The organism is Alkalispirochaeta alkalica DSM 8900, assembly GCF_000373545.1.
Lineage (GTDB): Bacteria > Spirochaetota > Spirochaetia > DSM-27196 > Alkalispirochaetaceae > Alkalispirochaeta > Alkalispirochaeta alkalica.
The window spans coordinates 118103-145061 of sequence record NZ_KB891760.1; the positions used below are offsets into that span (position 1 = coordinate 118103).

21 protein-coding genes are annotated in these 26959 nt (G+C 59.8%); 15 read left to right on the top strand and 6 right to left on the bottom strand.

Annotated features, from left to right (window positions below):
* Positions 1-3: 3 nt before the first annotated feature.
* The 5 genes from B071_RS0114175 to B071_RS0114195 form a co-directional block, all read right to left on the bottom strand.
* On the bottom strand, positions 4-510 hold the full coding sequence (locus tag B071_RS0114175) for a (2Fe-2S)-binding protein (RefSeq protein WP_018527730.1): 507 nt from the start codon (positions 508-510) through the stop codon (positions 4-6).
* A 39-nt stretch (positions 511-549) separates the two neighbouring features.
* The gene (locus B071_RS0114180) at positions 550-1605 is read right to left on the bottom strand and encodes an FAD binding domain-containing protein (protein WP_018527731.1); all 1056 of its coding nucleotides are present in this window, start codon (positions 1603-1605) and stop codon (positions 550-552) included.
* Positions 1589-3985, bottom strand: a complete 2397-nt coding sequence (locus B071_RS0114185) for a xanthine dehydrogenase family protein molybdopterin-binding subunit (RefSeq protein WP_018527732.1) — start codon at positions 3983-3985, stop codon at positions 1589-1591. Before B071_RS0114185 ends, B071_RS0114180 begins: the two co-directional genes overlap by 17 nt.
* 161 nt (positions 3986-4146) lie before the next feature.
* The gene (locus B071_RS0114190) at positions 4147-5472 is read right to left on the bottom strand and encodes a D-arabinono-1,4-lactone oxidase (RefSeq protein ID WP_018527733.1); all 1326 of its coding nucleotides are present in this window, start codon (positions 5470-5472) and stop codon (positions 4147-4149) included.
* A 106-nt stretch (positions 5473-5578) separates the two neighbouring features.
* On the bottom strand, positions 5579-6685 hold the full coding sequence (locus tag B071_RS0114195; protein ID WP_018527734.1) for a lipid II:glycine glycyltransferase FemX: 1107 nt from the start codon (positions 6683-6685) through the stop codon (positions 5579-5581).
* A gap of 167 nt (positions 6686-6852) precedes the next feature.
* Here B071_RS0114195 and B071_RS0114200 point away from each other — a divergent pair, with 167 nt between their 5' ends.
* The 15 genes from B071_RS0114200 (at position 6853) to B071_RS0114275 (ending at position 26545) form a co-directional block, all read left to right on the top strand.
* Positions 6853-8487 carry a response regulator gene (locus B071_RS0114200; protein ID WP_438829745.1) on the top strand — a complete coding sequence of 545 codons (1635 nt, stop codon included), beginning with the start codon at positions 6853-6855 and terminating at the stop codon, positions 8485-8487.
* A gap of 79 nt (positions 8488-8566) precedes the next feature.
* Positions 8567-10249: a cache domain-containing sensor histidine kinase gene (locus tag B071_RS20680; RefSeq protein WP_498365812.1), complete on the top strand. Its 1683-nt coding sequence runs from the start codon at positions 8567-8569 to the stop codon at positions 10247-10249.
* Positions 10249-11235: a galactose ABC transporter substrate-binding protein gene (locus B071_RS17905; protein WP_018527737.1), complete on the top strand. Its 987-nt coding sequence runs from the start codon at positions 10249-10251 to the stop codon at positions 11233-11235. The genes B071_RS20680 and B071_RS17905 overlap by 1 nt, the downstream gene beginning before the upstream one ends.
* Positions 11236-11416: 181 nt before the next feature.
* Positions 11417-12433, top strand: a complete 1017-nt coding sequence (locus tag B071_RS0114215; RefSeq protein WP_018527738.1) for a substrate-binding domain-containing protein — start codon at positions 11417-11419, stop codon at positions 12431-12433.
* A gap of 116 nt (positions 12434-12549) precedes the next feature.
* Positions 12550-14019 carry a sugar ABC transporter ATP-binding protein gene (locus B071_RS0114220; protein WP_438829747.1) on the top strand — a complete coding sequence of 490 codons (1470 nt, stop codon included), beginning with the start codon at positions 12550-12552 and terminating at the stop codon, positions 14017-14019.
* Positions 14016-15044, top strand: a complete 1029-nt coding sequence (gene mglC, locus B071_RS0114225) for a galactose/methyl galactoside ABC transporter permease MglC (RefSeq protein ID WP_051075320.1) — start codon at positions 14016-14018, stop codon at positions 15042-15044. Before B071_RS0114220 ends, mglC begins: the two co-directional genes overlap by 4 nt.
* Positions 15045-15180: 136 nt before the next feature.
* Positions 15181-17556 (top strand): glycosyltransferase, encoded by a 2376-nt coding sequence (locus B071_RS0114230; protein WP_018527741.1) that lies wholly within the window; start codon positions 15181-15183, stop codon positions 17554-17556.
* Positions 17557-17839: 283 nt separating this feature from the next.
* Positions 17840-18667, top strand: coding sequence for a phosphate ABC transporter substrate-binding protein (locus B071_RS0114240; RefSeq protein ID WP_018527743.1), 828 nt, complete (start codon positions 17840-17842; stop codon positions 18665-18667).
* Position 18668: 1 nt separating this feature from the next.
* Positions 18669-19988 (top strand): phosphate ABC transporter permease subunit PstC, encoded by a 1320-nt coding sequence (gene pstC / locus B071_RS18770; RefSeq protein WP_018527744.1) that lies wholly within the window; start codon positions 18669-18671, stop codon positions 19986-19988.
* 56 nt (positions 19989-20044) lie between these two features.
* The gene (gene pstA, locus B071_RS0114250) at positions 20045-20836 is read left to right on the top strand and encodes a phosphate ABC transporter permease PstA (RefSeq protein WP_438829748.1); all 792 of its coding nucleotides are present in this window, start codon (positions 20045-20047) and stop codon (positions 20834-20836) included.
* Positions 20837-20840: 4 nt separating this feature from the next.
* Positions 20841-21602, top strand: a complete 762-nt coding sequence (gene pstB / locus B071_RS0114255; protein WP_018527746.1) for a phosphate ABC transporter ATP-binding protein PstB — start codon at positions 20841-20843, stop codon at positions 21600-21602.
* Between the two features lie 30 nt (positions 21603-21632).
* Positions 21633-22286 (top strand): hypothetical protein, encoded by a 654-nt coding sequence (locus B071_RS17915; RefSeq protein WP_018527747.1) that lies wholly within the window; start codon positions 21633-21635, stop codon positions 22284-22286.
* Between the two features lie 36 nt (positions 22287-22322).
* Positions 22323-24026, top strand: a complete 1704-nt coding sequence (locus B071_RS0114265) for a PhoU domain-containing protein (RefSeq protein ID WP_018527748.1) — start codon at positions 22323-22325, stop codon at positions 24024-24026.
* A gap of 34 nt (positions 24027-24060) precedes the next feature.
* Complete coding sequence (locus B071_RS0114270; protein ID WP_018527749.1) at positions 24061-24774, top strand: response regulator; 714 nt, start codon at positions 24061-24063, stop codon at positions 24772-24774.
* Between the two features lie 7 nt (positions 24775-24781).
* Positions 24782-26545, top strand: a complete 1764-nt coding sequence (locus B071_RS0114275) for a sensor histidine kinase (protein ID WP_018527750.1) — start codon at positions 24782-24784, stop codon at positions 26543-26545.
* 77 nt (positions 26546-26622) lie between these two features.
* On the opposite strand, the gene B071_RS17920 is transcribed toward B071_RS0114275, so the two are convergent.
* On the bottom strand, positions 26623-26959 hold a 337-nt coding region (locus B071_RS17920), incomplete at its 5' end, for a hypothetical protein (protein ID WP_040588645.1).

A 26959-nucleotide genomic window follows, 5' to 3' on the forward strand; every position in this document is an offset into this window, starting at 1 on the left:
CCTTCAGGTTTTCTCCCCGCCTTCACACCGGTCCAGGGCTCTCTCTATCGTCTCGTAACCGGTGCACCGGCAGATGTTCGACTGGAGCCAGATGTGCCGCTCCCGCAGATCCCCGACACCGCCCCGGTCACCCCGGGTGGCTGCCCTCCCCTCCGGCCTGCGGAGAAAGGCGTCGGCATTGACGATAAACCCCGAGGTGCAGTAGCCGCACTGAAACCCCTCCTCCTGCTCGAAGGCTTCCCGGGCCACAGACCCCTGGAGGCCCTCGATCGTGGTGATCGCCCGTCCCTCCACATCCACCGTCAGGGTGTAGCAGGACTTGACGGGGACCCCCTCAATCTGGACGGTACAGGCTCCGCAATCGCCGTTCTCGCACCCCCGTTTTGTTCCGGTGAGCCCCAGACCATCGCGCACAGTATGAAGGAGCGTCTCTCCGGGCCGCACTCCGACCCTGCGATCCTCTCCGTTCACCTGGAGAACTATCTCCGTTAATCCCCGAAAAACCTTCATCGGGCGCGCTCCTTTCGCCAGCTGTTTATGTTCGAACCCTCAGGAGTCCCGGCCGATACCGGGACCAACCGGCCCTGGGGAGCCGGTCAGCGAGTCCAGCTCGGCCAGCCCCCTGGCCAGACTCTGCACAGCCACGGCCCGCCGGTAGGGGCCCGAACCGCGAAGGTCGGTCTTGTATTTCAGCCCCTCTGCGTCCAGGGCAGCCCCGGCGAGTGCCTCCCACCCATCGCTTTCCGGAGAGACGGCCTGTGCAGGGGTGGTCTCCGGAGCGGGGAGCCCCTCGGGCCGAGGTCCGTTCAGAAGGGCCTCCGCCCGGAGCGCTCTCAGGGGATACCCGAAGACCCCCGTCAGGGCAAGACGATACTCACCGTCGATCTGCACCAGCACCAGGGTCGAGAGCGGATAGTCCACAGGGCCACCTGCGGTCCGGCGTTCGTAGAACCACCCGCCCCGTCCTCCCCGGGCGAGGGCGCTGATGCGGCAGGGTTCCTCTTCCTGGCGGATCACCCCCCGGGACTCTACCGCTGCAACCAGCGCCTGCTCCAGACAGAACGAGAGGACCAGCTCCCCCTCTGCCAGCCCCAGACGCTTGGAAAAGCGCTCCGGCAGAGGATACATCTCCCGGGTGTCAGGCCCGGAGAGGCTCTCCACCTGCCCCTGCAGAAGCAGAAAGGGAAGCACCGCCTCCCGGTAAGGAAGCATGCCGCAGATATTCCCCCCCAGGGTGATAGAGTTTCTCACCGTCCGGTCGGCCACACCGTTGCAGCACAGCCCCAGGAGTAGAGACATTCCCCGGTCGGCCACTTCGTTCAGGCGCAACCCGCTTCCCCAGACAAGCAGGCCCCCCTCTTCCCGGCCCTCCTCCCCCGGCACACCCGAGGGATACCCCGGAGAATGAAGGCCGACCTCGGGAAGGGTCCTGCAGGCAATAAACCGGTCAGCCCGGAGCTTGTTCTCCCGGGCCAGGGTAACGATTTCCGTCCCTCCCCCGAAATAGAGAGGCCCGGCCCCCTCCTGACGGGAATCCTGCCAGGCCAGAACCGCTTCCCGGGCCGAGTCGGGCTTGAGAAAGGTAATATCACGGGAGGGTATCATCTGCTTCGCCGCCTTTCAGGATCGTCCAAAGATACTCCGGGGTCAGGGGCAACCGATCCAGCTGATACCCCGCGGCCCGGGAGAGGGCCGACGAGAGCGCACCGGGCACACCGATGATGCCCTGCTCTCCCAACCCCCGGGCTCCGAAAGGTCCGTCCCCCTGGGGTGTCTCCACAAAATCCACCACGTACCGGGGGTGCTCGCCATAACGCAGAAGCTTGTAGTCTCTCAGTTTGCCGTTTATCACCCTTCCNCGCTGGTCGAAGAGGAAGGATTCCCGGGTGGCGTAGCCTATCCCCATGGCCATGGCACCAACCACCTGTCCCCGGGCTATGACGGGATTGATCACCCTGCCCACGTCCATGGAACAGACGCTCTTGAGAACCCGGAAGGTCCCGTCGCGAAGGTCCAGCTCCACCTCTACCCCCAGTGCGCCCAGGGTCCATTCCAGTCCGGGACGGCCCTCGCCCGTTTCCGGGTCGATATGGCTCAGGTGACGGGCGATATACTTGCCCCGGCCGATCACGGGCCCGCCGATGGCGTTTCCGTTGGGGTAGACGTAGCCCAGAACAACCTCGGCAAGAGGCAATCCCCAGGAGGGATCGTCGCGAAGGAACACACGCCCCTGGCTGACCTCGAGATCCTCCTCGGGAGCCCGCAGGGGGGCCGAGGCCACGCGCTTGATCTGGTCCACGGCATCGCCCACCGCCGCCAGAACGGCACGACCCACCATGAAGAGGGTGCGGCTCGCTGCGCTGGTCCAGTCGTGGGGAGCGCGGTCGGTCATAACCTCCCGGACCACGTGAACCATGGAAAGATCGATTCCCAAAGCCTCGGCGGTAATCTGGGCCAGCCCGGTATGGATTCCCTGGCCCATCTCCACGGCTCCGGTTATCACGTTTACCGACCCGTCGTCGTTGAACGTAACCATCGCCCCGGCATCGGTAAAGGTGGGGATAGCCGGCGCCTTCCAGTAGCAGGAGACTCCCCGGGCCCGAACCAGATGGTCCCTGATCATCTCCCGGTTGGGGCCGGGACTGTTCACGGGCTGCTCCGGGGGCGGCGAGTCCTGACGTTGCCACCCGATATGCCGAACCACCCGGTCCAGGCACTCCCGGAGATTCCCCGTGTTCGCGTCCAGCTCGTCCCGGGAAGGGGTGGTATCCCCCTGGCGAATCGCATTTTTGCGCCGTATCTCCACAGGGTCCATCCCGAGCCCCTGAGCGAGCAGATCCATGGCCCGTTCCACGGCGAAGCTCAACTCGATATGACCAAAGCCGCGGAAGGCCGTGGCGAAGGGATGGTTCGTGTACACGCAGTAACTGTCGGTTGTCACGTGGGGGATCGCGTAGGGGCCGGTAGAGGCGTAGGCTGCGGCACGGCTCACGTTTACGGCGTAGTCGGCGTAGCCCCCGGAATCGAAGAAAAACTCGATCTCCGCTGCCAGGAGCTCCCCCTCTTTCCGGGCACCCAGTTTTACCCGGGCCTCCAGGCCGGGCCCGCCGGGAGAGGCCGTCATATCCTGCTCCCGGGAGTTCATCACCCGTACGGGCCGACCACCCATCTCCCGGGAGAGGAGATAAGCCAGNGGCTCGAGCTGAATCCCCGCCTTCCCGCCAAAGCCTCCCCCAACCTCGGCTACTTCCACCACCAGCTTCCCCGGGGGAATGCCGAAGACCCTGCTCATGATCCCCCGAACACCGTAGGGACTCTGGCTCGCCGTGCGGATCACCACCGTTCCATCGCTGGTGATGCGTGCAATGGCCACCCGAGGCTCCAGGGCAGCGTGATCGCGGGGGGGAAACCCGAAAGACCCCTGAATAACCAGATCTGCCGTGGCCAGCGCGCTGGCGGCATCACCCTTTCGTATTCGGGAATGGTGAGCGATGTTGGTTCCCGGCTCGGGAAAGATCGCGGGAATGTGAACATACTCTGCCAGATCGGGATGGAGCAGCGGGGCCTCGGGCAGAAGGGCCTCGGTCGGGCTGGCAATAACGGGAAGTTCCTCCCAGGTTACCTTGATCAGCGAGGCCGCCTGCCGGGCCGTCACCTCGTCGTCTGCGACGACCGCTGCCAGGGGTTCCCCGGAGTAGCGGACCCGGTCCACGGCCAGGGCGGGCTTGTCCCCCAGATAGAGCCCCAGACGCTGGGGAAAATCGCGCCCCGTAAAGACCCCCCGCACCCCGGGAAGCGCCTCTGCCCGGGCCGCATCGATCGATACGATCCTGGCGTGGGCTGTGGTGCTGTTCACCACCGATGCGTAGAGCAGCCCCGGCAGGCGGTGGTCGTCGGTATACCGGGTCCTGCCCGTGGTTTTGTCGCGACCGTCCCTGCGGGGAACGGCCCTTCCCAGGGGCCCCTTCGGCCTGGTTCCATCCATCGCGCACCTCCCCGGTCACAGAATTATACAACCCTCTCCTTGTTCCCCGCAACGAAATTCCCGGCGGCGAAATTCCCGGCGGCGAACGCCCGGTTCTGCGGTTCCCCGTAATATCAGTGCCTTCCGGCACCGGAGGAGAGGGGAGCCCCGGCGATTGTGCCTCAGTCGATACCCAGGAGCTCCTTCAGGGAGGGGGTCAGAAAGGTTCCCTGCGGGTCCATCCGCTGGCGAAGATCGAGGAAATCCTGCCACCGGGGGTAAAGATCTGCAAAATCGTCCCCCCTCATGGCGTGTCGCTTGGCCCAGTGCGGACGCCCCCCGTAGCGACGGAAGATCTCTTCCACCACTCCGAAGGCGGCGTAGCTGTCGGCAGCCTCGGGGACGCGGCACACGCACCCCAGGGTGACACAATCCCTCTCACAGGCGTAACTCAACCAGGTATTGTCGGCCTTGAGGAAACGGACGTCCATGGGAATGTGTACAAAGGCGGGGTTTGTGCGGTCCCGCAGCGCAGAACCGAGCTCGGCGAAGAGCTCGGGAAAGCGATCCTGCGCCACGGTCCACTCGGCAAGCTCCAGGGTGGAGCCCCGGGATTTTGTTACCGTGGCCTCGTAAAGTGTACCAAAGGCCCGCTGGGTGTGGCTGAAAAAGAGCTTCTTCAGAATTTTGTTGGCCGTCACTGTAAAGGAGGGATGTCGCACCGTGCGCTGGTAGAGCCGGGCCGACACGGCCCGGCGGTGCGTGATCCACCAGGGTCGGGTTCCCTGGCCCTGCGGTTCGGTGGCGTAATCCCCGGTAATAACATAGCCGTACCCGGTATGGGGCAGGTACAGGATGCGGAGAAAGGGGTGCGTCTGGAGCAGCTCCGGCCAGCCCTTCTGCCAGACCTCGTCCTTCACGGGCCGCTCCGTCACGGCCAGCCGGAACCCGGGATCGCACCGCAGGGTGATGGTAGAGAAGACCCCCAGCACTCCCAGGGAGAGACGCAGAGCGGGCATCTCGGGGTCGTCTTCACGGAACTCCCGAACCTCGCCCCGGGCAGTAACAAGCCGGCACGCCACCATATGGTTCCCCAGGAGACGTCCCGCTCCGGCCGTGCCGTGGGTCCCCGTGGCGATCGCTCCGGCCAGGGTCACCGTGTCGATATCGGGCAAAGCCGAGAGACTCCATCCCTGGCGGTCGATCTCGGCCAGCAGGACCCCCAGGGGGGTCCCGGCCCGGGCAGTTACCTCCCGCTTCTCCTGATCGACCTTCAGAANTCCCTGGTAGCGATCAAAGGAGATGAGCTCCTCCGACCCTCCCGCAATATCGGCAGAAGACTGNCCGTTCCCGAGGGGTCGGATACTCCGGGCCGCGCCTACAACCCTGGCGAGCTCCTCCTCCGTGGAAGGCTCGTGAAGCGTATTATATCTGTGGCGTATATTGCCGTTCCAGCTGATCCATTCCCGGCTGTTCGTGTCCCGGCTGTTCGTGTCCCGGCTGTTCATGGAAAACCGCTCCTTCCGATGATGATCGTGGTGCAGCAGCACCCCCGAAAGATACTGCCCCCGCGCCCGGGAGGCTATCTCCCGGCCATCACCGGAGGTGAAGCACCTACCGGAGGTGAAACCNCTGCTGATGAAACTCCTGCGACACGAACCGGGCGTACCGCTCCTGATCCAGCGGGTAATCCCAGCACCCCAGGGAATGATAGAGCGTACCGCCAAAACCTGTCTTGAAGCGGTAGAGCCCGTGCATGGGATGGTCCGGATCGGGGCGGGGTGCCACGCCGAACATATCGTACTGGCAACACCCCCGATCCCTGGCTATATTCATGGCCTCCCACTGAAGCGCGTAGGTTGCCATAACCTTGCGGTGGTCCCCCGCCGAAGCTCCGTACAAATAGGACGCCCGGTTCCCCGAAAGAACCAGGAACATCGCAGCCAGAGGAACACCCTGGGACTCAGCCACCAGGAGCAACACCCGGGCATCCTGCCCCGCAGCGGCCTCCGCCCGGACCCTGGCCAGAAGAACCGCCCGAAAATACTCGATATCGTGAAGAAAGAGCCCGTTCCGTCGGGCCGTCTCGGCGTAGAGACGGTACCAGGTATCCAGAAACTCCAGCCCCAGGCACCTCACCTCCACACCCTTCCGCCGGGACAACCCGATATTATAGCGCGTCTTGGGCTTCATCTGCGCCAGAATCTGCTCCCGCCGGGGACGCAAATCCAGATACACCGTATTTGAGGGCAGGATATTGGACGGAGCCTTCTTCAGGTTCCATCGAACCGTATTATAATTGAACCTCAACTCCTGCATCTTCACCTGGGGCGGACCCATCCAGTGGCCCTGGTCGTCGTAATAATCGGGATCCTTCGCCCAGAAGGACTCCCAGCAGAGATCGTAGCGCAGACAAAAGCAGTCCGACGGCAGCACCTCGCGAAGACACTCCGAGAGCTCTTCCAGAAACGCCCCTTGACTGCTCTCGGAGGGCTCAACCTCGGGGCCGTAGGGCACGTAGGCAAGGGAAGAAAAGCGGTCTACCCGCTGCAACACAACCAGCACATCCGTGGCGACCCCGTCCCATCCGCCCACGCGGAAATCGAGCGCGAGGGAGCGCACACCCAGGGAGCTCTTCAGGGAAGACCAGAAAGCGGTCTGCTGTACGATGGGGGTGGAAAAGAGTTCATCGGGAGACTTGGATCGAAGATCTGTAACCATGGCTAAAGCTCAGGGATCATAGTAGACTCTTCACCTGAAGGCAAGTCCCTGGATCAGCCCCGGCAGGAACCTCCGGGTTTTCCAGGACACCACGGGACCGGGGCGCAGAGGAACCGGATCACAGCGGAGCCGGAACAGAGGAAGAAGCCATGGAAACTCCCTACAGAATGGTTCTGGTCGACGACGAGGACGAGATCCGGAGCAGGATCGCCTCACACATCTCGCCCGAAAGCGGTTTTACCGTGGCAGGAACAGCAGGGAACGGCTACGACGCCCTGGAACTGGTGGAACAACTCGCCCCGGACGTGGTCCTCACGGACATCAAGATGCCCTACATCGACGGCATCGAACTGGCCACAATCCTGCGCCGGGACTACCCCGCNATCAGNGTGGGCTTTATCTCGGGCTACAACGACTTTGATTACGCCCGCCAGGCCGTACAGCTCCAGGTCCGCAGCTATCTCATGAAACCCCTCACGCAGGAGGACATCCGCTCCTTCCTGGCGGACCTCAAANCCGAACTGGACCAGGAGTTCGCAAGCCGCTACAGCCAGGAAACCATGNTGCGCCAGTACCAGGAGAGCCTTCCCGTCCTGACAGAAAAGGCCCTCTCGGACCTCCTCACGTCACCCCCGGCGGAACAGCCCCCCATCGTGCAACGCCTTCGGGAATACGGCCTCCGCCTGGACGACGCAAACTACGTAGTTGCCCTGATCGGGATCGAACGATCGGAAAAGCACTGGGACATCCTGGAGTTCGAAACGGCCAAACTGGGAGTCCGGAACAACATCAGCCACGCCCTGCACGCCCAGGAGATCGAGCACTACTCCTGTTCCTTCCAGGATGACCTGGTCTTTGTCCTCAAGGAGACCCGCTCCACCTTTCTGCGGGAGATCGACGCGCTTCTCTACCAGGCGATCCGCACGGTGGAGCACTTTCTCTCGCTCCGCATCTTTCTGGGCCTGAGCCGCCTCACCAGCGGATGCAGCCAGCTCCGGGGAGCGTTCAACGAGGCGTCCCAGGCCTCCCGCTCCGGACAGATGCAGAATCTGAGCCTGGTGATGTACTCANCGGACCAGACCTCCCCGACCCGGACCCAGCCGCTCNTGCTCACCGGGGAAGAAGAGGCGGAGCTTCAGCAGCTTCTTCGCTTTGGCGACCCCCAGGAGATCGACGCGGCCCTGGCCGGGTTTGGCGATCGCCTCGAGAGCCTTCGCCAGAGCCTGAGCCCCCGGCGGCTGGGGGAGCCCTTTCACGCCCCTCCCGGGGAGATACCCCTGGCACGGTTTCTCATGCTGGGCATCACCCAGAGCCTGGTGAACTACGCCCGGACCGTCGGCGTGGACATCCGGACAGTGGCACCCGACGACATCCTCGAAACCCTCCTGCGCATGCGAAGCTTTACAGAATACCTTCAGTGGGCCCGGAAAACCGGCGAAGCGATCCGCCGGGAGAGCCAGGAGAACCGCCGCGACAGCGGGGAAGAACTCCTGGCCCAGGTAATCACCTTTCTGAAACAGAACTTCTCCGACAACCAGCTGACCATGCAGACCGTCTGCGACACCTGCGGCATCAGNATGTCCTACCTGAGCCAGCTCTTCCGGAAATACCAGGCCACCACCTTTGTNCGGTATCTGACGAAACTCCGCATGGAGCACGCCCGGGAACACCTGCTGCTCTCGGGAAGCAGGGTGGTGGAGGTCGCCGAAGCCTGCGGGTACCGCGACGTCTATTACTTCAGCCACTGCTTCAAGCGGCATACCGGGCTTCCGCCCAAGGCGTACCGTGAAAAACACCTCTAGCCTGCCCCGGAAGCATCCCTGGAAAAATCCCTGGAGCATCGGACAGAAAATCCTGGCCGCCACGGTCCTGATCGTCACGGTGGTACTCTGCTTCTCCAGCGCCGCCTACTTCTTCTATTTTGCCCGGACCACGGAAAAACTCATCGACCGGCAATCCCGGGAAATCACCAAGCAAATCGTCTTCAACTACGACCGCTACATCAGCAGCGTCATCGAAACGGCGAACTTTCTTCACCTGACCGTTACAAATCGGGACGTGGGACGGGAACTGCCCCAGATACAGGAGATATTCTCCCTGAACTCCCAGATCAAGAGAGACCTGACATCGATCTTTCTCTTCGACAACCAGGGAAATCACCTGGCCGGCGATGCGTCCACCCTGGAACCCCAGGCGATCCGCCAGACCCCCTGGTTCGATCAGGCCCGCACCTACCCCGACATCTTTCACTTCTCTCTGGGCCAGAGCCTGAACGCTGCGACACCCCGGGCCGAAGAGGTGATAACCGTGGTACAACGGGTCCAGTATCAGTATCAGGGCGGCCTGGCCGAGGGGCTCCTGGTACTGGAACTCAATACAAACGTCATCAAGGACCTGGCCCGGAAAACCAATCTGGGAGAGTTCGGACACCTGCTCATCCTGGACCCCCGGGGATCGCTGGTGTACACCTCCTCCTGGGGCATCCACGCCGAGGGGAGCTACCGCTACAGCCGGGACCGCTACCTGGGGGTATACCGGAAGCGAATCAGGGGAATCGATTTCTACATTAACGTAAACAGCCTTTATCAGACCCGGTGGCGCATCGTGACCGTCCTGAACGTGGACGTGGTCACCCAGACCCAGCATCACCTGGTGGTGGCAATTGTTCTGATCTTTCTCGGCTCCCTGGGCATAACAGCCATGATCGCCGGGTTTCTCTCCTTCAGGATATCCAAACCCATCCACGAGCTCAAACACATCATGGCCAGGATCGAAGGGGGCGATCTCTCGACCCCCATCGACGTGGAAGGCCAGCGGGAAATTGTGGAGCTCTCCCGGTCCTTCAGGCGAATGGTGGAACAGATCAGAACACTCATGGACAGACTGGTAGAGGAACAGAGGGAAAAACGGAAGACGGCCCTGCGGGCGCTGCAAAACCAGATCAACCCCCATTTCCTGTACAACACCCTGGACTCCATCATCGGACTGGCAGAAGAGGGAAGAAACAACGACGTGGTGATAACCGTGGCGGCCCTGGCGCGGTTCTTCCGGCTCAGCATCTCCCGGGGCGCCACCTTCATCCCCGTCCGAGACGAGGTGGAGCACATCAACAGCTACCTCACCATTCAGCAGATCCGTTACGCCCGGAAGTTCAGCTATACCATCTCTGTGGAGGAGGAGATGCAGGAACACCTGATCATGAAACTCCTGCTGCAACCCCTGGTGGAGAACGCCCTCTACCACGGCATGGGCGACGACGAGAACATCCTGTCGATCCGGGGAGAACTGATCCGGGACGACACGAAGGGGGAACAGATGATCTTTCGCGTCACCAACAGCGGCTACGGCCTCACGGAGGAGAAGATTGACCAGATTCACCGCATGATCCGGAGCCCCGACGCCCAATCCAGCGTGGGGCTCAGGAACGTCTACCAGCGGCTCACGCTCTACTACGGTGACTCGGCGGATCTCCGGATATCGAGCATCGCCGACGAGAGCACCACCGTGACCCTGGTGATTCCTCCCCCTCCCTCACCGGATCCCCTGGCGGGNGGNGNGCCGTGATGTTCGCGAAGGCCTTGGCCATCCCGGTGGCGCTCCTCCTCCTCGCGGGGTGCCAGCCCTCGACGCCAAAGATCACCCTCTTTCCCTATACCATGGAGGACCCCTACATCCGCTCTCTGGTGGAACACATCAAGGACGAGACCCGGGAGTCCTTTCGCATCACCCTCTGGGACGCCCAGAACTCCCAGGTGATGCAAAACGAGGGGATCGAGCGCGCCATAGCCGAGGGGGCTGACCTGCTCATAATCAACCCCGTGGACCGGCTCAGCGCCTATACGATCATTCTCCACGCCCGGGAGCACAACATCCCCGTGATCTTCTTCAACCGGGAACCCCTGCGGTCGGACATGGACCTCTGGGACCGGGTCTACTACGTTGGCGCCAAGCCGGCNCAGTCGGCAGAACTCCAGGCCGATCTGGTGGTCGATCTCTTTGGCGGAACCCCTCCCGACCTGAACCACCTGGACAGGAACGGCGACGGCCGCGTGCAGACGATCATCTTCAAGGGCGAACAGGGCCACCAGGATGCAGANATACGGACCACGGGAGTTCTCTCGGCCTTCGAGAANCGGAACTTTCCCGTGGACATTCTGGCGATCGAGGTTGCCAACTGGAGCTTCACCGAGGCCTACGAGAAGAGCCTGCCCCTGCTGGAGACCTACGGGGAGACGGTTGAGCTGGTGATCTCCAACAACGATGCCATGGCCCTGGGCGTCATCCAGCGTCTTCACGACATGGGACGCGCTCCCTCGCCGGNGAGCCCCCGCTGGATACCCCTGGTGGGGATCGACGGAATAGACGAGGCGGTCCAGGCAATCAGACAGGGCCACCTCTACGGCACAGTCCTGAACGACTCGGCCACCATGGCCCGGGCGATTGCCGAGCTGACCGGGGATATCCTCTCGGCGGGTCCCGAGGACCCCCACGCCCCCCCTCCGGAAGAGGGGCGCTACATCTGGGTCGATTACCAGCCCTTCATTCACTAGCCACGGGCCGACCCGCCAGTCGGCCCGCCGGACCACAGACACAGACACAGACGCAGACGCAGACGCAGACGCAGACGCAAGCAGTGTGCAGGATTTTGCAATGTTTGTAGCGGATCGTCCATTGCGAACTGGCCAGGGGAGGGTAGCATACAACTCATCACACACAAACAAAGGAGTATGTATGACAAAACGAATCGTTTTGATCCTGCTTGCCGCCGCAATGATGGCCCCTGCCCTCTTCGCCGGAGGCCGCCAGGAATCGGACCAGATCAGGATCGGGGCAAATATCTACAGTTTCGCTGACAACTTCATGAACGGAGTCATGAAACCCGAACTGGAGCGCTACGCCCAGGTACGGGGTGTCCGGATCGACATCGTGGACTCCGAGGGACAGCAGGCGCGCCTGAACGATCAGATCGACGTCTTCATCACCCGCGGGGTGGACGTGCTGGTGATCAACCTGGTGGATCCCGCCGCAGCGCGGAACGTCATCGAAAAGGCAAAACAGGCGAACATCCCCCTCATCCTCTTCAACAAGGAAGCCACCGAGGCGGGTGTTATGGACCTCTACGACAAGGTCTGGTACGTAGGAACCGACTCGGCCGAATCGGGAATTATCCAGGGCCAGATGATGGTGGAAGACTGGCTCGCCAACCCCGAATGGGACAAGAACGGCGACGGCATCCTCCAGTACGTGATGCTCAAGGGTGAACCCGGCCATCCCGACGCCGAAGCCCGGACCCTTCACTCGGTCAAGGCCTTCACCGACCGGGGAATCCAGGTTCAGCAGCTTGCCCTGGAGGCCGATCCCTTCTGGTCCACCCAGCACGGCGCCGACAGCATGGCAGCCTGGCTCACCTCACAGTTCGGAGACCAGATCGAGATGGTCATTGCCAACAACGACGGCATGGCCTTCGGCGCAATCACCGCCATGAAAGCAGCCGGTGTGTCTATCCCGATCTACGGTGTCGACGCCCTGGATCAGGCCCTGACCCACATCGCCGACGGCGAGATGAACGGAACCGTTCTGAACGACGGCGTGAACCAGGCCCGGGCATCACTGGACCTGGCCATTAACGCAGCCCGGGGGAACCCCGTCACCCAGGGCACCGACTGGGTTCTGGAGCAGGACGGGTCGAAGGCAGTTCGGGTTCCCTACGTGCCCGTAACGATCGACAACTATCAGAGTTTCCGCTGACACGAGGGGAACCTTCGAACAGGGAAGCCGCGAGGCTTCCCTGTTCTGTTCTGAAAGGGGCGCAGGTGGTGCAGGAATTACTGTATATCAAGGATGTAACAAAGACCTTCTCCGGTGTGGCGGTTCTCAGGAACGTCTCTCTCTCGGTCAAACCCGGAACGGTCCACGCCCTGATGGGCGAAAACGGCGCCGGGAAATCGACCCTCATGAAGTGCCTCTTCGGAATATACCGGGAGGATAAGGGCCAATTTTTTCTGAACGGGCAGGAAGTCAACTTCGCCGATCCCAAGGACGCCCTGGAACAGGGAGTCTCCATGGTCCACCAGGAACTGAACCAGGTCACCCAGCGGAGCATCTCCGACAATATCTGGCTCGGCAGGTATCCCAAGACAGGACCGCTGATCAACGAGAAGAAGATGCGCCAGGCCACACTGGCTCTTTTTGAGCGACTCTCGATCCATCTGGACCCCGATACGATCCTGAGCCGCCTCTCGGTTTCCCAGCGCCAGATGGTGGAGATAGCCAAAGCCATCTCCTACGACGCCAAGGTGATCGTTCTGGACGAACCCACCTCGTCGCTCACCGAGAAGGAGACCGAACTGCTCTTCTCCATAATCGGCGAACTGCGAAAACAGGGGGTGAGCATCATCTACATCTCCCACAAGATGGACGAAATCTTCCGCATCTCCGACGAGGTCTCGGTCTTGCGCGACGGCTCCTACGTGGGAACCNAGAAAACATCCAACCTCACCATGGACAAGCTGGTAAAAATGATGGTGGGCAGACAACTGGAAAACCGCTTTCCCGAAAGAACCAACAACCCCGGAGCGGTCCATTTCGAGGTGAAGGATCTCTCTACCCGGTACGAACCCCGCGTGCGGGAGGTGAACTTCTCGGTGCGGCGGGGGGAGATTCTGGGCGTGGCAGGACTCGTTGGAGCAGGCCGAACGGAGATGGCCGAAGCGATCTTTGGCATCAGAACCCGCGAGAGCGGCAGTTTCTTTATCGACGGGAAACCGGTCAGTCTCGATTCCCCCGGCCAGGCCAAGAGAAACCGCTTTGCCTTCCTCACGGAGGAGCGCCGCCAGACCGGCATCTACCCCGTGGGTGACATTACCTTCAACTCGACCATCGCAAATATTACCTCCTACCGTACCGGAATCGGTCTCCTGGACGAAACCGCCATGAAGCGCGACACCGATGAGAAAATCCGGGCCATGCGGATCAAGACAAACTCCAGGAGAGACCTCATCCGGACCCTGAGCGGGGGAAACCAGCAAAAGGTCATTATCGGACGCTGGCTCCTGACCGACCCGGACATCCTTATCATGGATGAACCAACCCGTGGCATAGACGTGGGCGCAAAGTACGAGATCTACCAGCTCATCATAAAACTCGCCATGAAAGACAAATCGGTGATCATGATCTCCTCGGAGATGCCCGAACTTCTGGGGATTACCGACCGCATCATGGTGATGAGCAACGGCCGGGTCGCGGGAATCGTCGACACCGACAAAACCAGCCAGGAAGAGATCTTTCACCTGGCGACAAAGCATATCAACAACACCAAAGAGGCAGAAGTATGAAAACTCCAGTGCTCTCGAAGCTCCTGACAGTGCGATCGCAAAACTGGAAGGACTTTTTGATCAATAACGGGATCTACATCGTGATTGCCCTTATCATCGGGATCATCGTTATTCACGAGCCCCGGTTCATCTCGATCCCGGTCTTTCGAAATATCCTCACCCAGAGCTCGGTGCGGCTTATCCTGGCCTTCGGGGTTGCCGGCATCATCATCCTTCAGGGGACCGACCTCTCCCTGGGGCGGCTTGTGGGGTTCGCCGCTGTCATATCGGGCTCCATGCTTCAGCGAGCAGACTACGCGAGCCGCTTCTACCCGGACCTGCCGGCCCTCCCCCTGATCGTCCCGCTGATCATCGCCTGTATCGTTATCGGGTTCCTGAGCGGCATCAACGGCTGGGTTGTGGCAAAATTCAAAATTCATCCCTTTCTGGCGACCCTGGGAATGATGATAACGGCCTACGGGATACTCTCCATCTACTTCGCCTCGGGAGCTCCGGGACCACAACCGATCGGAGGATTTGACACCCGCTACACCCAGGCCGTGGTGGGCACCTTCCTGGGAATTCCCAAACTGGTAATCTACGCTGCCATGACCAGCGTGGTGGTCTGGATTCTCTGGAACAAGACCACCTTCGGGAAAAACCTCTTCGCCGTGGGGGGGAATCCCGAGGCGGCCGAGGTATCGGGCGTCAACGTGACCCGAACCGTCATCATGGTGTATGTCTTTGCCGGAATCCTCTACGGGATCGGCGGTTTTCTGGAGGCGGCCCGAATCGGGTCTGCCAATAACGGCACCGGCTTCGGCTACGAACTGGACGCGATCGCCGCCTGTGTGGTGGGAGGCATCTCCTTCTCCGGCGGTATCGGGAAGGTCTCGGGGGCTATCGCCGGTGTCTTCATGTTCACCATCATCAGCTACGGCATGACCTTTATGGGGCTGGACCAGTACTACCAGTACATCATCAAGGGTGTAATCATCGTGGTTGCCGTTGCCCTGGACAACAAGAAATATCTGAAAAAGACATGATCCTTCTGCGGCAGGGGAGCACCGGGGTCAGTCGGCCCGCCCCTGCCGGGATGAAAGATCCCGAAAGCAGGAGCTGACACAACCCTAACAAACCAGCGCCATAGTAGAACCCATACCGTGACCCCGGGAGAAGACTATGGCAAAAGCAGACCTGCACGTACATTCCAGATACTCCGACCATCCCACGGAGTGGTTTCTTCAGCGACTGGGCGCCTCCGAATCCTACACGGAACCGGAAGCGATATACCGTCGGGCCCTGGCGGAGGGAATGGACTTTGTCACAATCACCGACCACAACGATATCAGGGGAGCCCAGGAACTCCAGGACCGCTACCCAAATCGGGTTATACCCGGCGTGGAGAGCACTACCTATTTCCCCGAGGATGGCTGCAAGGCCCACCTCCTGATCTATGGACTCGACTCCTCGCAGTTCCGAAAGATACAGTCCCTTAGAAAGAGCATCTACGCGCTCAGGGATTATCTCCTGGAGCAAGACCTGGTCCATTCTCTGGCCCACGCCACCCACGCGGTGAACGACACGCTCTCCCCGGATCACCTGGAGAAATTTCTTCTGCTCTTCAACCATTTTGAAGGAATAAACGGTGCACGAAACCGTTCCTTCAATCAGGGATGGATACACTTCCTGGACACGCTGGAAGAGGAGCGACTGGAACAGCTCTCGAAAAAACACGGCATCGATCCTGCGGGCACTGATCCCTGGATAAAGGGGATCACCGGTGGCAGCGACGATCATGCCGGGCTTCTCATTGGCCGGACCTGGACAGAGACGGACGCTCCGGCAGGGACTCCCCGGGACTTTCTTGAGGCGATCAGGGAGAAAAAGACCCGCGCCGGGGGGGTGCATAACGATTTCCGGACCATGTCCTTCGGCTTCTACAAAATCGCCATGGAGTTCAGTCGCACAAAGCCGGTAACGGTGTCCCTGTCCTTTGCAGAGCAGATACAGGGGTTTCTCTTCAACAACCAGAAGCTCTCGCTGACAAGCGCCCTCAAGCTGGGACGTCTGCGCAGCCGGAAAGCCGGGCCCGTCATGAACCGCCTGGCCGATCTGGTCGATACCATTGCAACCCTGGACGAGTCCAGTGGAATCGAGAGCCGGATTGATACGATCTACGAAAAAATCACCGCCATATCCGACGAGTTTCTGAAGGAATTTTCCCGATCGGTCACGACGCACCTGGCAACGGGAAATCTCTGGAGTCTGGTGCGGAGTATCTCCGCTTCCCTGCCCGGATTCTTTCTCTCGGCCCCCTTTGTTTCAACCTTTCTGCATATGTACAAGAAAAGGGATCTTCTGCCACAGCTCAAAGAACGGTGGGGAGTTCCTCCCGAAGAGGAGACCCGGGAGATTCTCTGGTTCACCGACACACTGGAAGATCTCAACGGAGTTTCGGTTACCCTCTCACACATTGCAACTCTGGCGGAAGTCCAGAAGAGACCGATACGGATCGTGACATCCCTGAACTCTCACGATCAGAAACTTCCATCGAGTGTGATCAACCTGCCGCCACTATCGGAAATCCCCCTGCCCTACTACGAGGATCTCCTGCTCCGAATTCCCTCCTTTCTCAGAGCCCTGAAGGTTATGTTTGACCACGACCCCCGGGAGATCTATATATCCTCTCCCGGCCCCATCGGGCTGCTCGGCCTTGCCCTGGGGAAACTGGCCCAGGTAAAAACCACAGCGGTATACCACACCGACTTTTCCCGGGAAATAACCGAGATAACAGGAGACCTCACTCTGGGAAATCTGGTGGAATCCTGTACACGATGGTTCTTTCAGTCCTCCGACGAGATCCTGGTTCCCACCCTGGAATACAAGGCGATTCTGGCCGAACGAGGGTTTGATGTCTCAAGGATGAAGCTTTTCCGGCGGGGAATCGACACGGAGCGGTTTATCCCGGGAGCGACTCTCTCTCCTGAAGCAAAAGCGATCATCCATTCCCGCCCCTTCGGGGCAGAACACAAAATTGTCTATACCGGTCGTATCTCGCAGGACAAAAATCTGGATTTTCTCATTCGCGTGCAGAAGCGGCTGCGCGAGCGGGGATGTCAGGTCTGCCTCTTTCTGGCCGGAGACGGTCCATACCGCAGGGAACTCGAGGCAGCGACACAGGACAGTCCCGATGTTGTTTTTACGGGCCGTCTGAAAAATGGGGAGATTCCCGGATTGCTCTCAATGGCCGATCTCTTTGCCTTTCCCAGTACCACCGACACCTTTGGTATGTCGGTACTGGAGGCGCTGGCCTGCGGTGTGCCCTGCATCGTTTCCGACTGCGGCGGCCCCTCGGAACTGGTGGCCCAGGGGAAAAGCGGGTTCATTGTACCTGTCGAGGACCCGGAAGAATGGGCGCAGGCCATAGAGAAGGTCCTGCGAATGAAGAGCCTTGCCCCTGCGGAGTATCAGGCAATGTGCCGACAGGCCCGGGAAGGCGCCGTGAGAAACCACGACTGGAACAGCGTACTCGACGAAATTACGGGAGTAGCATGATGGAAGACCACAAGACAAAGCCGGAACTGATCCAGTTGACCGACCAGGTTATCGACTGGCGCCTCGATCCTTCTGCCTCCCGGCGCTCCGGGGGCAGCATACCGCCCCCGAAGAATCTGGTCAGGAGCGTGATTCGCAGGTTTTTTCCGAAAAAAAGCAGAAAATAGGTGCTGCGAGCTTTTTCATATAAGGCTAACCACGATCTAACCCTTCCCTAACACGAAGCCGGGAGAGTACCCCCGATAAGCGCAGATGCGCGGAACAATTCACCGGGAGGATATGTATGAAGATTGAAAGAACGGTGGCCCTCGTAGCGGCCATGGCACTACTCGTTCCCGCTCTCTCTTTTGCCGGCGGCAGAAGCGAGTCCGGGGGTCCGACCCAGTACACAATCGAGGTGACCGGCTCCACCTCGGTATCGCCCCTCATGGAGAGCTTTGCCGAAACCTACTCCGCTGCCCACCCCCATGTCTCGATCAACGTCAGCGGCACCGGCTCCGGTGACGGCATAACCGGAGCAAACACCGGTGTGGCAGAACTGGGAATGTCCAGTCGATCCCTGCGTCCCACCGAACTGGGATTCGGACTGGATGTTCTCACCGTGGCAATCGATGCGATTGCCGTGATCGTCCACCCCGATAACCCCGTCTCCGGCCTGTCCCGGGATCAGGTGCGACAGATCTACACCGGGGAGATCACAAACTGGAATCAGGTCGGTGGACCGGACCGGCCGATCGCCGTGGTATCACGGGAACCGGGATCGGGAACGCGCGGTGCCTTTGAAGAGGTCGTTGACTTTGTTGACCGGCTGGTGTCAGGGGCTATCGAGTTTGACGGAACTGGAGGCGTTCGGGCCTCGGTTGCAGGTAACCTCAACGCCATCGGGTATATATCGCTGGGTTCTATCACCCACGAGGTGAAGGCCCTCGACATCGAAGGCGTTGCTGCAACGGGAGCAAACGTTACATCCGGTGCCTACACCATCGCCCGACCCTTTCTGGTGCTCTACCGCCAGGAAAAGACCGCTTCCGAAACAGATCGCTTCCTGGAATGGATGGTTTCGCCGGAAGCTCAGGCGATCGTCGAACGCAACTATGTCCGGATCAACTAGCATGAACCACGGCGACAGCAAGCTGTGTGCCCCGACCGATGCGAGAGCCACCCTTGATGACCGCGACCGGCTCCCCTGCGAGTTTCCTGGTCAGGCCGCCCGACCGGAATACGCCATGAGTTCATCCACAAGAATTATCGTTGATCGATCTCTTCGGCACATCTTTCGGATCGTGTCATTTTTTTCGGTTATCGCCCTCGCAGCGATGGTTATCTTTGTCTTTGCCCAGGGACTGGGTCCATTTTTCTTTCCCACCGCTCCATCGATTGCGGTAGTGCTGGAGAATATCCCCTCGGCACGGATAAACGGGTCTCTCTACGAGAATCATCGGCGAGCGATCCCGCTGGATCCGGAGGCATCATATCTGACAATCGAATTTCCCCTCTCCGGAACTCCCACCCGGATTTCCCTTCCCCTGTACAGGAACGTGGAGGATCCTGGTCGTTCCATTGAGTTTCCCCCGGAACTTCAGGATTACCTTTCCAGCCCCGAACATCTCTCCTACACCCTGTCGTTCCCGGGATCCCTGCCGGGACTGGAACCACGAATCCATATAAATATCCCGGAGCCCCCCTACAGCTTCCGGAGCTTCATAACGGGAAGGGAATGGCGCCCGGTATACCGAAAAATGTACGGCATCTTTCCCATGATTATCGCAACACTTCTGTCTGCCCTTGGAGCCGTTCTTGTCGGTGCGCCCGTAGCTCTTCTCTCGTGCGTTCTGATCGCCGAGTTTCTCCCCCCACGCCTCTCGGCTGCCGTTACGGGTGCCATCGAACTGCTGGCCGGAATTCCTTCCGTGGTTTACGGATTCTTCGGGCTGATGATTGTCGTTCCCGGCATTCAGAGATTGTTCGGGTCTGCCTCGGGAAGTTCGATCGCTGCTGCAATAGCAATCCTTTCTCTTATGATCCTCCCCACGATTGTAACGATCGGGGTTACGGCACTCCGATCGGTTCCCGCTACCCTCCGGGAGGCCTCACTCGCTCTGGGGGCAACAAAGATGCAGACCGCCTGGTGTGTGGTCTGTACCAGCGCAAAGTCGGGCCTTGTCACGGGGGTCGTGCTGGGAACGGCGCGGGCCCTGGGCGAGACCATGGCCGTGATCCTGGTGGCAGGCAATTCACCGCAAATTCCCGTATCCCTTGTCTCCAGTGTTCGAACCCTGACCGCAACGATCGCCCTGGAGATGGGATACTCGGCGGGGCGTCACAATGAAATGCTCTTTTCCATCGGAATCATTCTTTTTCTTCTCATCTTTCTCCTGAACGGCGTCATCATGCGCCTTCGAGGGAAGATGCACACCGAGGTTTCATCATGATCTACGGTATTCATCGAACCAAACGCCGGGTGCTGGACTCGCTCCTTCTCCTGCTGATGGCCGGGGCAACCACAGCTATCGTGGCGGCTCTGGTCTGGATTGTGGTGTACATCGTGACCAGAGGAATCGGCACGATCAGTCTCCGCTTCATCTTCTCATCGGAACGGGGGGTCGGAATATTCCCCATGGTGGTGACCACGCTCTACATCGTCTTCACATCCCTGGCCATAGCCCTGCCTATAGGAATTGCCACTGCGGTATATCTCAATGAGTACAGTGACAAGCCCCGGGTGGTACAGTGCATTCGAACCGCCATCGAGACGCTGGCGGGTATTCCCTCGATTCTCTACGGGTTGTTCGGGCTCCTGGTCTTTGCCAGATTTGCCGGTCTGGGCCAGTCAATCCTCGCGGGGGGGCTCACGCTCAGCATCATGATACTTCCCGTTATCATCCGGACCACCGAAGAGTCTCTCCAAACGGTACCCCGGGCATTTCGGGAGGGCTCTCTGGCCCTGGGAACAACCCAGTGGCAGACGATATACCGGGTGGTCCTCCCCTCGGCATTGCCAGGGATCCTTACGGCGACGATCCTGGGAATCGGCAGAGTAGNGGGAGAGGCCGCACCGGTTCTCCTCACCGTTGGAATAGCCAGAAATCTTCCCCGCTCGATCTTTGATTCGGGACGAACCCTTACCATTCACCTCTACTACCTGACAAAGGAAGCCCTGAATCCGGAGGACTTTCAGATCGCCTTTGCCACTGCATCGGTTCTGGTGGTCTTTGTCCTGGTTGTAAATATTGCCACGAAGGTTCTCACGGCCTTCTTCAAAAAACACATGGAGCACTAAGACAATGAACTCTTCTCCCAAGTTTTCCATCAAGAATCTCAATCTGTATTACGGGGTCTTTCATGCCCTGAAAGCGGTAGAGATGGAGATCCCCGACAGGAATGTGACAGCCCTGATAGGTCCCTCGGGATGCGGAAAGTCCACCTTCATCCGTGTGCTGAACAGGATGAACGATCTGGTCAGGGATTGCCTCATTGAAGGCACGGTGTTGATGGATAATACCAATATATATGGACCCGGGACGGACGTGACATCCCTGAGAACCGCCGTGGGGATGGTCTTCCAGAAGCCGAATCCCTTTCCCATGAGTATCTGGCAGAACGTTGCCTACGGCCCCAAAATGCAGGGACTCCGAAATACCGCCGCCCTCAATGAGGTTGTGGAGGAATCTCTTCGCCGCGCAGCCCTGTGGGATGAGGTCAAGGACCGGCTCAAGAAAAATGCCTTGAGCCTCTCCGGAGGACAGCAGCAGCGACTGTGCATCGCCCGCGCCATAGCCATGCAGCCCCAGGTTATCTTGATGGACGAACCTACCAGCGCTCTCGACCCGATAGCAACGAAGAGAATAGAGGAGCTGATGGAGTCCCTGAAACGGGACTACTGCATCGTTATTGTCACCCACTCCATGAACCAGGCCCTGCGAATAAGCGACAAGACGGCATTTTTCCTGATGGGTGAGGTTCTTGAGTTCGGAGACACCGCCCGGGTTTTCGACGATCCCCGGCACGAAGAGACCAGTCGCTACATCACCGGCCACTTTGGCTAGAGCGGTCTCTCCCCGGCGTGGTGAATCTCCATGAGAGCACAGTTTGACATACCACAGATCGAATCTTCTCTCGCCCGGTTCCAGAAGTCCTTTGCTGACATCAATGACCTCCTCTCGATGCGAAGGGAGGTCTTCACAACCCAGATGCGGGAACAGATTGTCGAAGCCTACGAGTATCTGAACTCGCTTCTGAAAAAGGACATGGATATTTTTACGCCCGCCGGATTACACGCCCTGCTGGAGATGAACCACGTCGTACTCTGCGGGCGGAACCGGCAGGATCGAAGACAGTACTATGCGCACCTGGAGGAGACACGCAAGAACTTCCTGAAGAAAATTTTTCCCGTCAAGGAGTGGGTCCTGCGCAAACGGAAAGAGAGCGACCCCTTCCACCTGGCCAGCGGATTCTATTCCCGCATGCTCAGCCGCCCACAGCTCTTTCTGGAGGGCAATCACCGAACGGGCAATATCGTGTTGAACTATCTTCTTGTCAGCAAGGGAGCCCCTCCCTACATCATCACCGTTGAAAACGCCCAGACCTATCTGAATATTTCCGGCGATATCAAGTTCACCGATAACGGGAATTACCTTGACACTGCACTACGTATGCCCGGCCACAAGAAACGCTTCCGGTCCTTCCTGGAAGAGGAATCCCGGGAAGCCTTTGTTATCCGAACGAACTGACCCGAATACACCGGGCAAAAACAGGAGATATCTGCCATGCACACGAGTCTGGAAATCCTGACAAACCTCGGTGCCGTCGCGCTTTTCATACTGGGGTTGCGACAGGTCACCACAGCAGTTAACCATTCCCTGGGTCCGTTGGTGCGATCCCGCCTTTCCCGGCCCCGGGTCCCGGTTGTGTCGCGGTTCCTCACCGGGATTCTGCTGACCGCCGGGGGATCGGCCGGATCGGGAGCAGCCACTGTTGTGACCATGGTCGACAGCGGAGCGCTCACCTTCTCACGAACTGCCCCGGTTCTGACCGGAATTAACCTTGGTGCGACGGCTCTCTGCTGGGTTGTGGCCCTGCCGGGATATCAGTTCCCCCTGGCACCGATCGCACTGATCCTTCTTATTATTGTACTCCTCCTGCGGCAGCACGGCGGGGTTGGACGGTACCCCTGTTCCGAGGTTCTGGGAGGGCTCTCTCTGCTGATGCTTGGCATGGAATTTCTATCGGGCCGACTCCCTGTCATCCCCGGGGCCGTTCCGGTCCCCCCGGTGTTGGCAGCATTCANAGGTTCCTCCTTCGGACCGGTCATTTCCTTTGTCGCAGCCCTGGTTGTCTCGGCAGGATTCAGGTCTGCCACAGGAACAGTCGTGCTGATCATGTCCCTCACCGCCCGGGGATGGATCCCTCCGGGGCTCGCTGCGACAGCCGTTCTGGGAGCTAATCTTGGGGCACCTCTGATATTCCAGCTGTCGGTCCGGGAGCTCCAGGAGGGAGCCAGAAGGACCGCCCTCTTTTACCTCATGACCGGCGTTATCTCCACTATTACGGGTTTTCTGCTGCGGTATCCACTCCTTGAGCTGGCAGAGTTCCTTCTTCCCGGGCGGGCAGGGACGAGGAGCGCGGCACAGATCGCCCTCTTCTACTCATCGGTACATTGTGTCGCTCTGCCGGTGATCGGTATTATGAGAGGCCCCCTTTTGCGTCTGGCAGAGAAGGTCCACCCCCCCCAAGGGTCAGCAGATCCTTCGCACCTGCGTCCGGCTCTATTGAGATCACGACTGCCCGAAACTCTGGATGCAGACCTGACCCTGATACAATCTTCCCTTGCGGGTATGGCGCGAGGTGCCTGCGAGATGATGATGATTCTGATGAACGTCTCACAAATCGACGAGACCCTGGACGATACCCTGGAAGAGTCGGGCCGGCGATTGTCGAAACTGCGTGAAAATAATCGGGATTTGATGAATCTCATCAGCCGATCGCTCACGGCCCGCTCCCAACTCCCCTGCAGCACCCTTCAGGCCGAGAGAATGTGGCAACAGCAGCGGATAGCGCAGGAGATGGGGCTTATCGGAGAGGACTGTCTCAAGACCATGAGATTATTCATTGGCAGTCACACCAAGGGACTTCAATTCCACCAGGAGAGTCAGGAGGAGCTGTTCCAGTTCAGCGCCCGGGTCATGGACTTCCTCGGATACATCAGCGATTATCTGGAGGGGCGCATTGACCGGCCCGAACCGGAAATTGCCAGCCGTATGGAAGACGGTATTGACAGACTGCGGGATAAACTAAAAAAACAGGTGCGCCTGGTGCTGGAACTTCGGGACGGTGCCGATGTCCAGGGGGAACTCGCTTTTATCGATATCATCTCGCACCTGGAACACGTGGGCGACCGATGCCTGGCCATGGCAGAGACGGTGAGACAGCTTTCGGGAACCCGGGGCCGCCCGATATCGGGAGAGCCCTAACACAATTCTCATAAAACACTGCATACTGGGATCCATGGGATATGTTCTGATCGTTGAAGATGAACCGGACATTCTGGAGCTGGTCCGCTATAACCTGGAAAAGGAAGGGTTTTCCGTCCGGGGCGTCTCTTCCGGGGAGGCCGCCCTGAACCAGGTCAGAAAAGCCCCCCCCGACCTGATTGTCCTCGATCTGATGCTCCCCGGAGTCAACGGATGGGAGGTCTGCCGGGAACTCAAGCAGGATGTCCTCTACCGATCGATCCCGGTGGTGATGCTCACGGCCCGCACGGAAGACAGCGATGTAGTAGCGGGTCTCGAAGTGGGAGCAGATGACTACGTAACAAAGCCCTTCAACCCCAAAGTTCTCATGGCACGCCTCCGGGCGGCCCTGCGTCGCGCAGGAGACCCGGGAGAAGACCGTCATCGGGAGGAGCGAATATCGATCCACGGGATCACAATCGACATTACCCGCCACCAGGTAACGTGCAAAGCCGAAGCGGGTGAGAACCACACGACGGCTATCTCTCTCTCGGCCACGGAGTTTTCCATTCTGGAGTTTCTCTCGCGGAACCCCGGGTGGGTCTTTTCCAGATCCCGCATTATCGATGCGATCCGGGGGGAGGACTACCCCGTAACGGAACGGTCCGTGGACGTCCAGATTCTGGGGCTCCGGCGAAAGCTGGGAACGTGCGGACAGCTGATCGAGACGGTACGGGGCGTGGGATACCGGCTCAAAGGCAAGGACTGACGAGCTGATGCGGCGTTCTCTTTTCTTCTACATGTATCCGGCCTACCTGGTGGCTATCGTACTGGCCTTTGGTATCCTCTCCCTGATCGCAACCCGGATGTTCAGAAGCGTCCTGTATCAGGAGAAGCTTCAGGAGCTGCACACCATCGCAACCCTGGCGGGGAACGCCATCCCCTCTCCCTTTACCGACCAGGACCAGCTGCGCCACTTTCTTCAGGGAACAACGGTCCGCCTTACCATTATTGCACCCGACGGAACGGTGCTGGCAGAATCCCGGAAAGATCCCGAGTCCCTGGAAAACCACGGGGACCGTCGGGAGATTATCGACGCCTTTCAGGGCAGTCCCGGAGTGTCGCTCAGGCGAAGCGATACGACGGGGGAGCCCACCCTCTATGTGGCGCTCCCTCCACCGGAACAGCCCCTGGAAATCCCGGGGTCTCCGCAACCGGTTTTTCGGGCGGCGGCTTCACTGGCACAGATCGACCTCAGGCTCCGGGAGATCATAGCGGTTCTTGTTCCTGCTGTAGCAGGAGTGCTTGTGGCAACGGCTATCATCACAGCCATGATCATAAACCGGGCACAGAGACCGCTCCGCACGATCCAGGAAGGAGCCCGCCATTTTTCCCGGGGAAACCTGACTCATCGTATCGAGGTTCGTGGCCCCGAAGAAATCTCCCTGGTAGCCACCGCCCTGAATGGGATGGCAGAGCGGCTGGCCGAGACGATTCATCGTATCGAGGATCAGCGCAACGAATCAGAAGCAGTTCTGACCAGCATGGTCGAGGGTGTAATCCTGGTCGATGCCAACAGAAACATTCGTTCCATGAACATCGCCTCCCAAAAGCTGTTCCGCAAGGAGGGGGTCCCCTGCCGGGGGAAACATCTTCTGGAACACCTGCAAAATCCTGATCTGAACTATTTCGCCGAAGAGGTGCTGAAAACCGGCGAATACGCCGAAGCGACGATCACCCTGCCCAAGGCTCCCCCCGTGCATGTTCAGGTCCATGGAACGCTTTTGCGCCGCCAGGACGATCGCGGTCCCCGGGTGCTGCTTGTCCTGAACGACATAACGCGCCTCAAGCAGCTCGAAGCGATACGCCGGGATTTTGTCGCCAACGTTTCCCACGAACTAAAAACTCCCGTCACGGCGATCCTGGGGTTCGTGGAGACGCTGCTGGACGAGGTTCCCCACGGAACGGACCACACCAGGCAGTTTCTCAATATCATCGGGAAACACGCCAATCGCCTGAACTTGATCATCGAGGACCTCCTTGCCCTGAGCCGCCTCGAATCACAGGAGGGGATGATCGAGCCGGTCAGGTTCTCTCTGGAGCGGATCGTGGAACGCGTCTTCGAAGGCTACCGCGATCAGGCACGTCGGAAAGATATCGATCTTCGGGTCCACTACGATGGCCACGCCCAGGCCTGCGGAGCAGCAAATCTGCTTGAACAGGCCCTGAACAATCTTGTGGAGAACGCGATCAAGTACAGCGAACCCGGTGGCGAGGTTGCCATTATCGTGGAAAACCGCGACAGGGAGATGCGGCTCCAGGTCAGGGATACCGGCCAGGGAATACCCCAGGAGGACGTGCCCCGGATCTTTGAGCGGTTCTTCCGGGTGGATCGGGCACGGAGCCGCGAGCTGGGCGGAACCGGTCTCGGGCTGGCCATCGTGAAACATATTGTTCTGGCCCATCGGGGCGACATAACGGTGGATACCCGGGAGGGATCGGGAAGCACCTTCACCCTCCGGATACCCCAGGATCAATGACCGGGCTTGCTGTGCTCGTGCTCGCGACACACCTCTCCGGAATCGGCCGTCGAGTCGGTTCTCATGAATCCCCCGGGTCAGTTCGCCTGGCGGGACCCACCGTTATTTTCCACTTCCCCGCCCGGGGTGTTCTTCGACGAAGAGGCCAGCTTGAGCTCCCCCGTGGCGCGGAGGATCTCCTCGATCTGGGAGTGGTTCACGTCGCTCACGCTGGAGATGTCGCCGATGGCGGCGCTGATCTGCTCCACGCTGGTGATGATCGTGTCCATGGCGTCGCGCGAGCGCAGGGTGATCTCGCTCACGTTCCGCATGGCCGTGAGCATCTGGTCGTTCCCCGATTTCATCTCCCCCGATCCGCCCTGGACCGAGACGGTCATCTCCCGCATCTGCGTCAGGGCCTCGAGAATCTCGCCG

What these genes read in the sequence shown, in the direction of transcription:
- B071_RS0114230 (WP_018527741.1), top strand. Translation starts at nt 15,181, where the DNA reads ATGGCAAAAGCAGACCTGCACGTACATTCCAGATACTCCGACCATCCC.
- B071_RS0114215 (WP_018527738.1), top strand. Translation starts at nt 11,417, where the DNA reads ATGACAAAACGAATCGTTTTGATCCTGCTTGCCGCCGCAATGATGGCC.
- B071_RS0114180 (WP_018527731.1), bottom strand. Translation starts at nt 1,605, where the DNA reads ATGATACCCTCCCGTGATATTACCTTTCTCAAGCCCGACTCGGCCCGG.
- pstB (WP_018527746.1), top strand. Translation starts at nt 20,841, where the DNA reads ATGAACTCTTCTCCCAAGTTTTCCATCAAGAATCTCAATCTGTATTAC.
- pstC (WP_018527744.1), top strand. Translation starts at nt 18,669, where the DNA reads ATGAACCACGGCGACAGCAAGCTGTGTGCCCCGACCGATGCGAGAGCC.
- B071_RS17915 (WP_018527747.1), top strand. Translation starts at nt 21,633, where the DNA reads ATGAGAGCACAGTTTGACATACCACAGATCGAATCTTCTCTCGCCCGG.
- B071_RS0114175 (WP_018527730.1), bottom strand. Translation starts at nt 510, where the DNA reads ATGAAGGTTTTTCGGGGATTAACGGAGATAGTTCTCCAGGTGAACGGA.
- B071_RS0114240 (WP_018527743.1), top strand. Translation starts at nt 17,840, where the DNA reads ATGAAGATTGAAAGAACGGTGGCCCTCGTAGCGGCCATGGCACTACTC.
- B071_RS0114270 (WP_018527749.1), top strand. Translation starts at nt 24,061, where the DNA reads ATGGGATATGTTCTGATCGTTGAAGATGAACCGGACATTCTGGAGCTG.
- B071_RS0114275 (WP_018527750.1), top strand. Translation starts at nt 24,782, where the DNA reads ATGCGGCGTTCTCTTTTCTTCTACATGTATCCGGCCTACCTGGTGGCT.
- mglC (WP_051075320.1), top strand. Translation starts at nt 14,016, where the DNA reads ATGAAAACTCCAGTGCTCTCGAAGCTCCTGACAGTGCGATCGCAAAAC.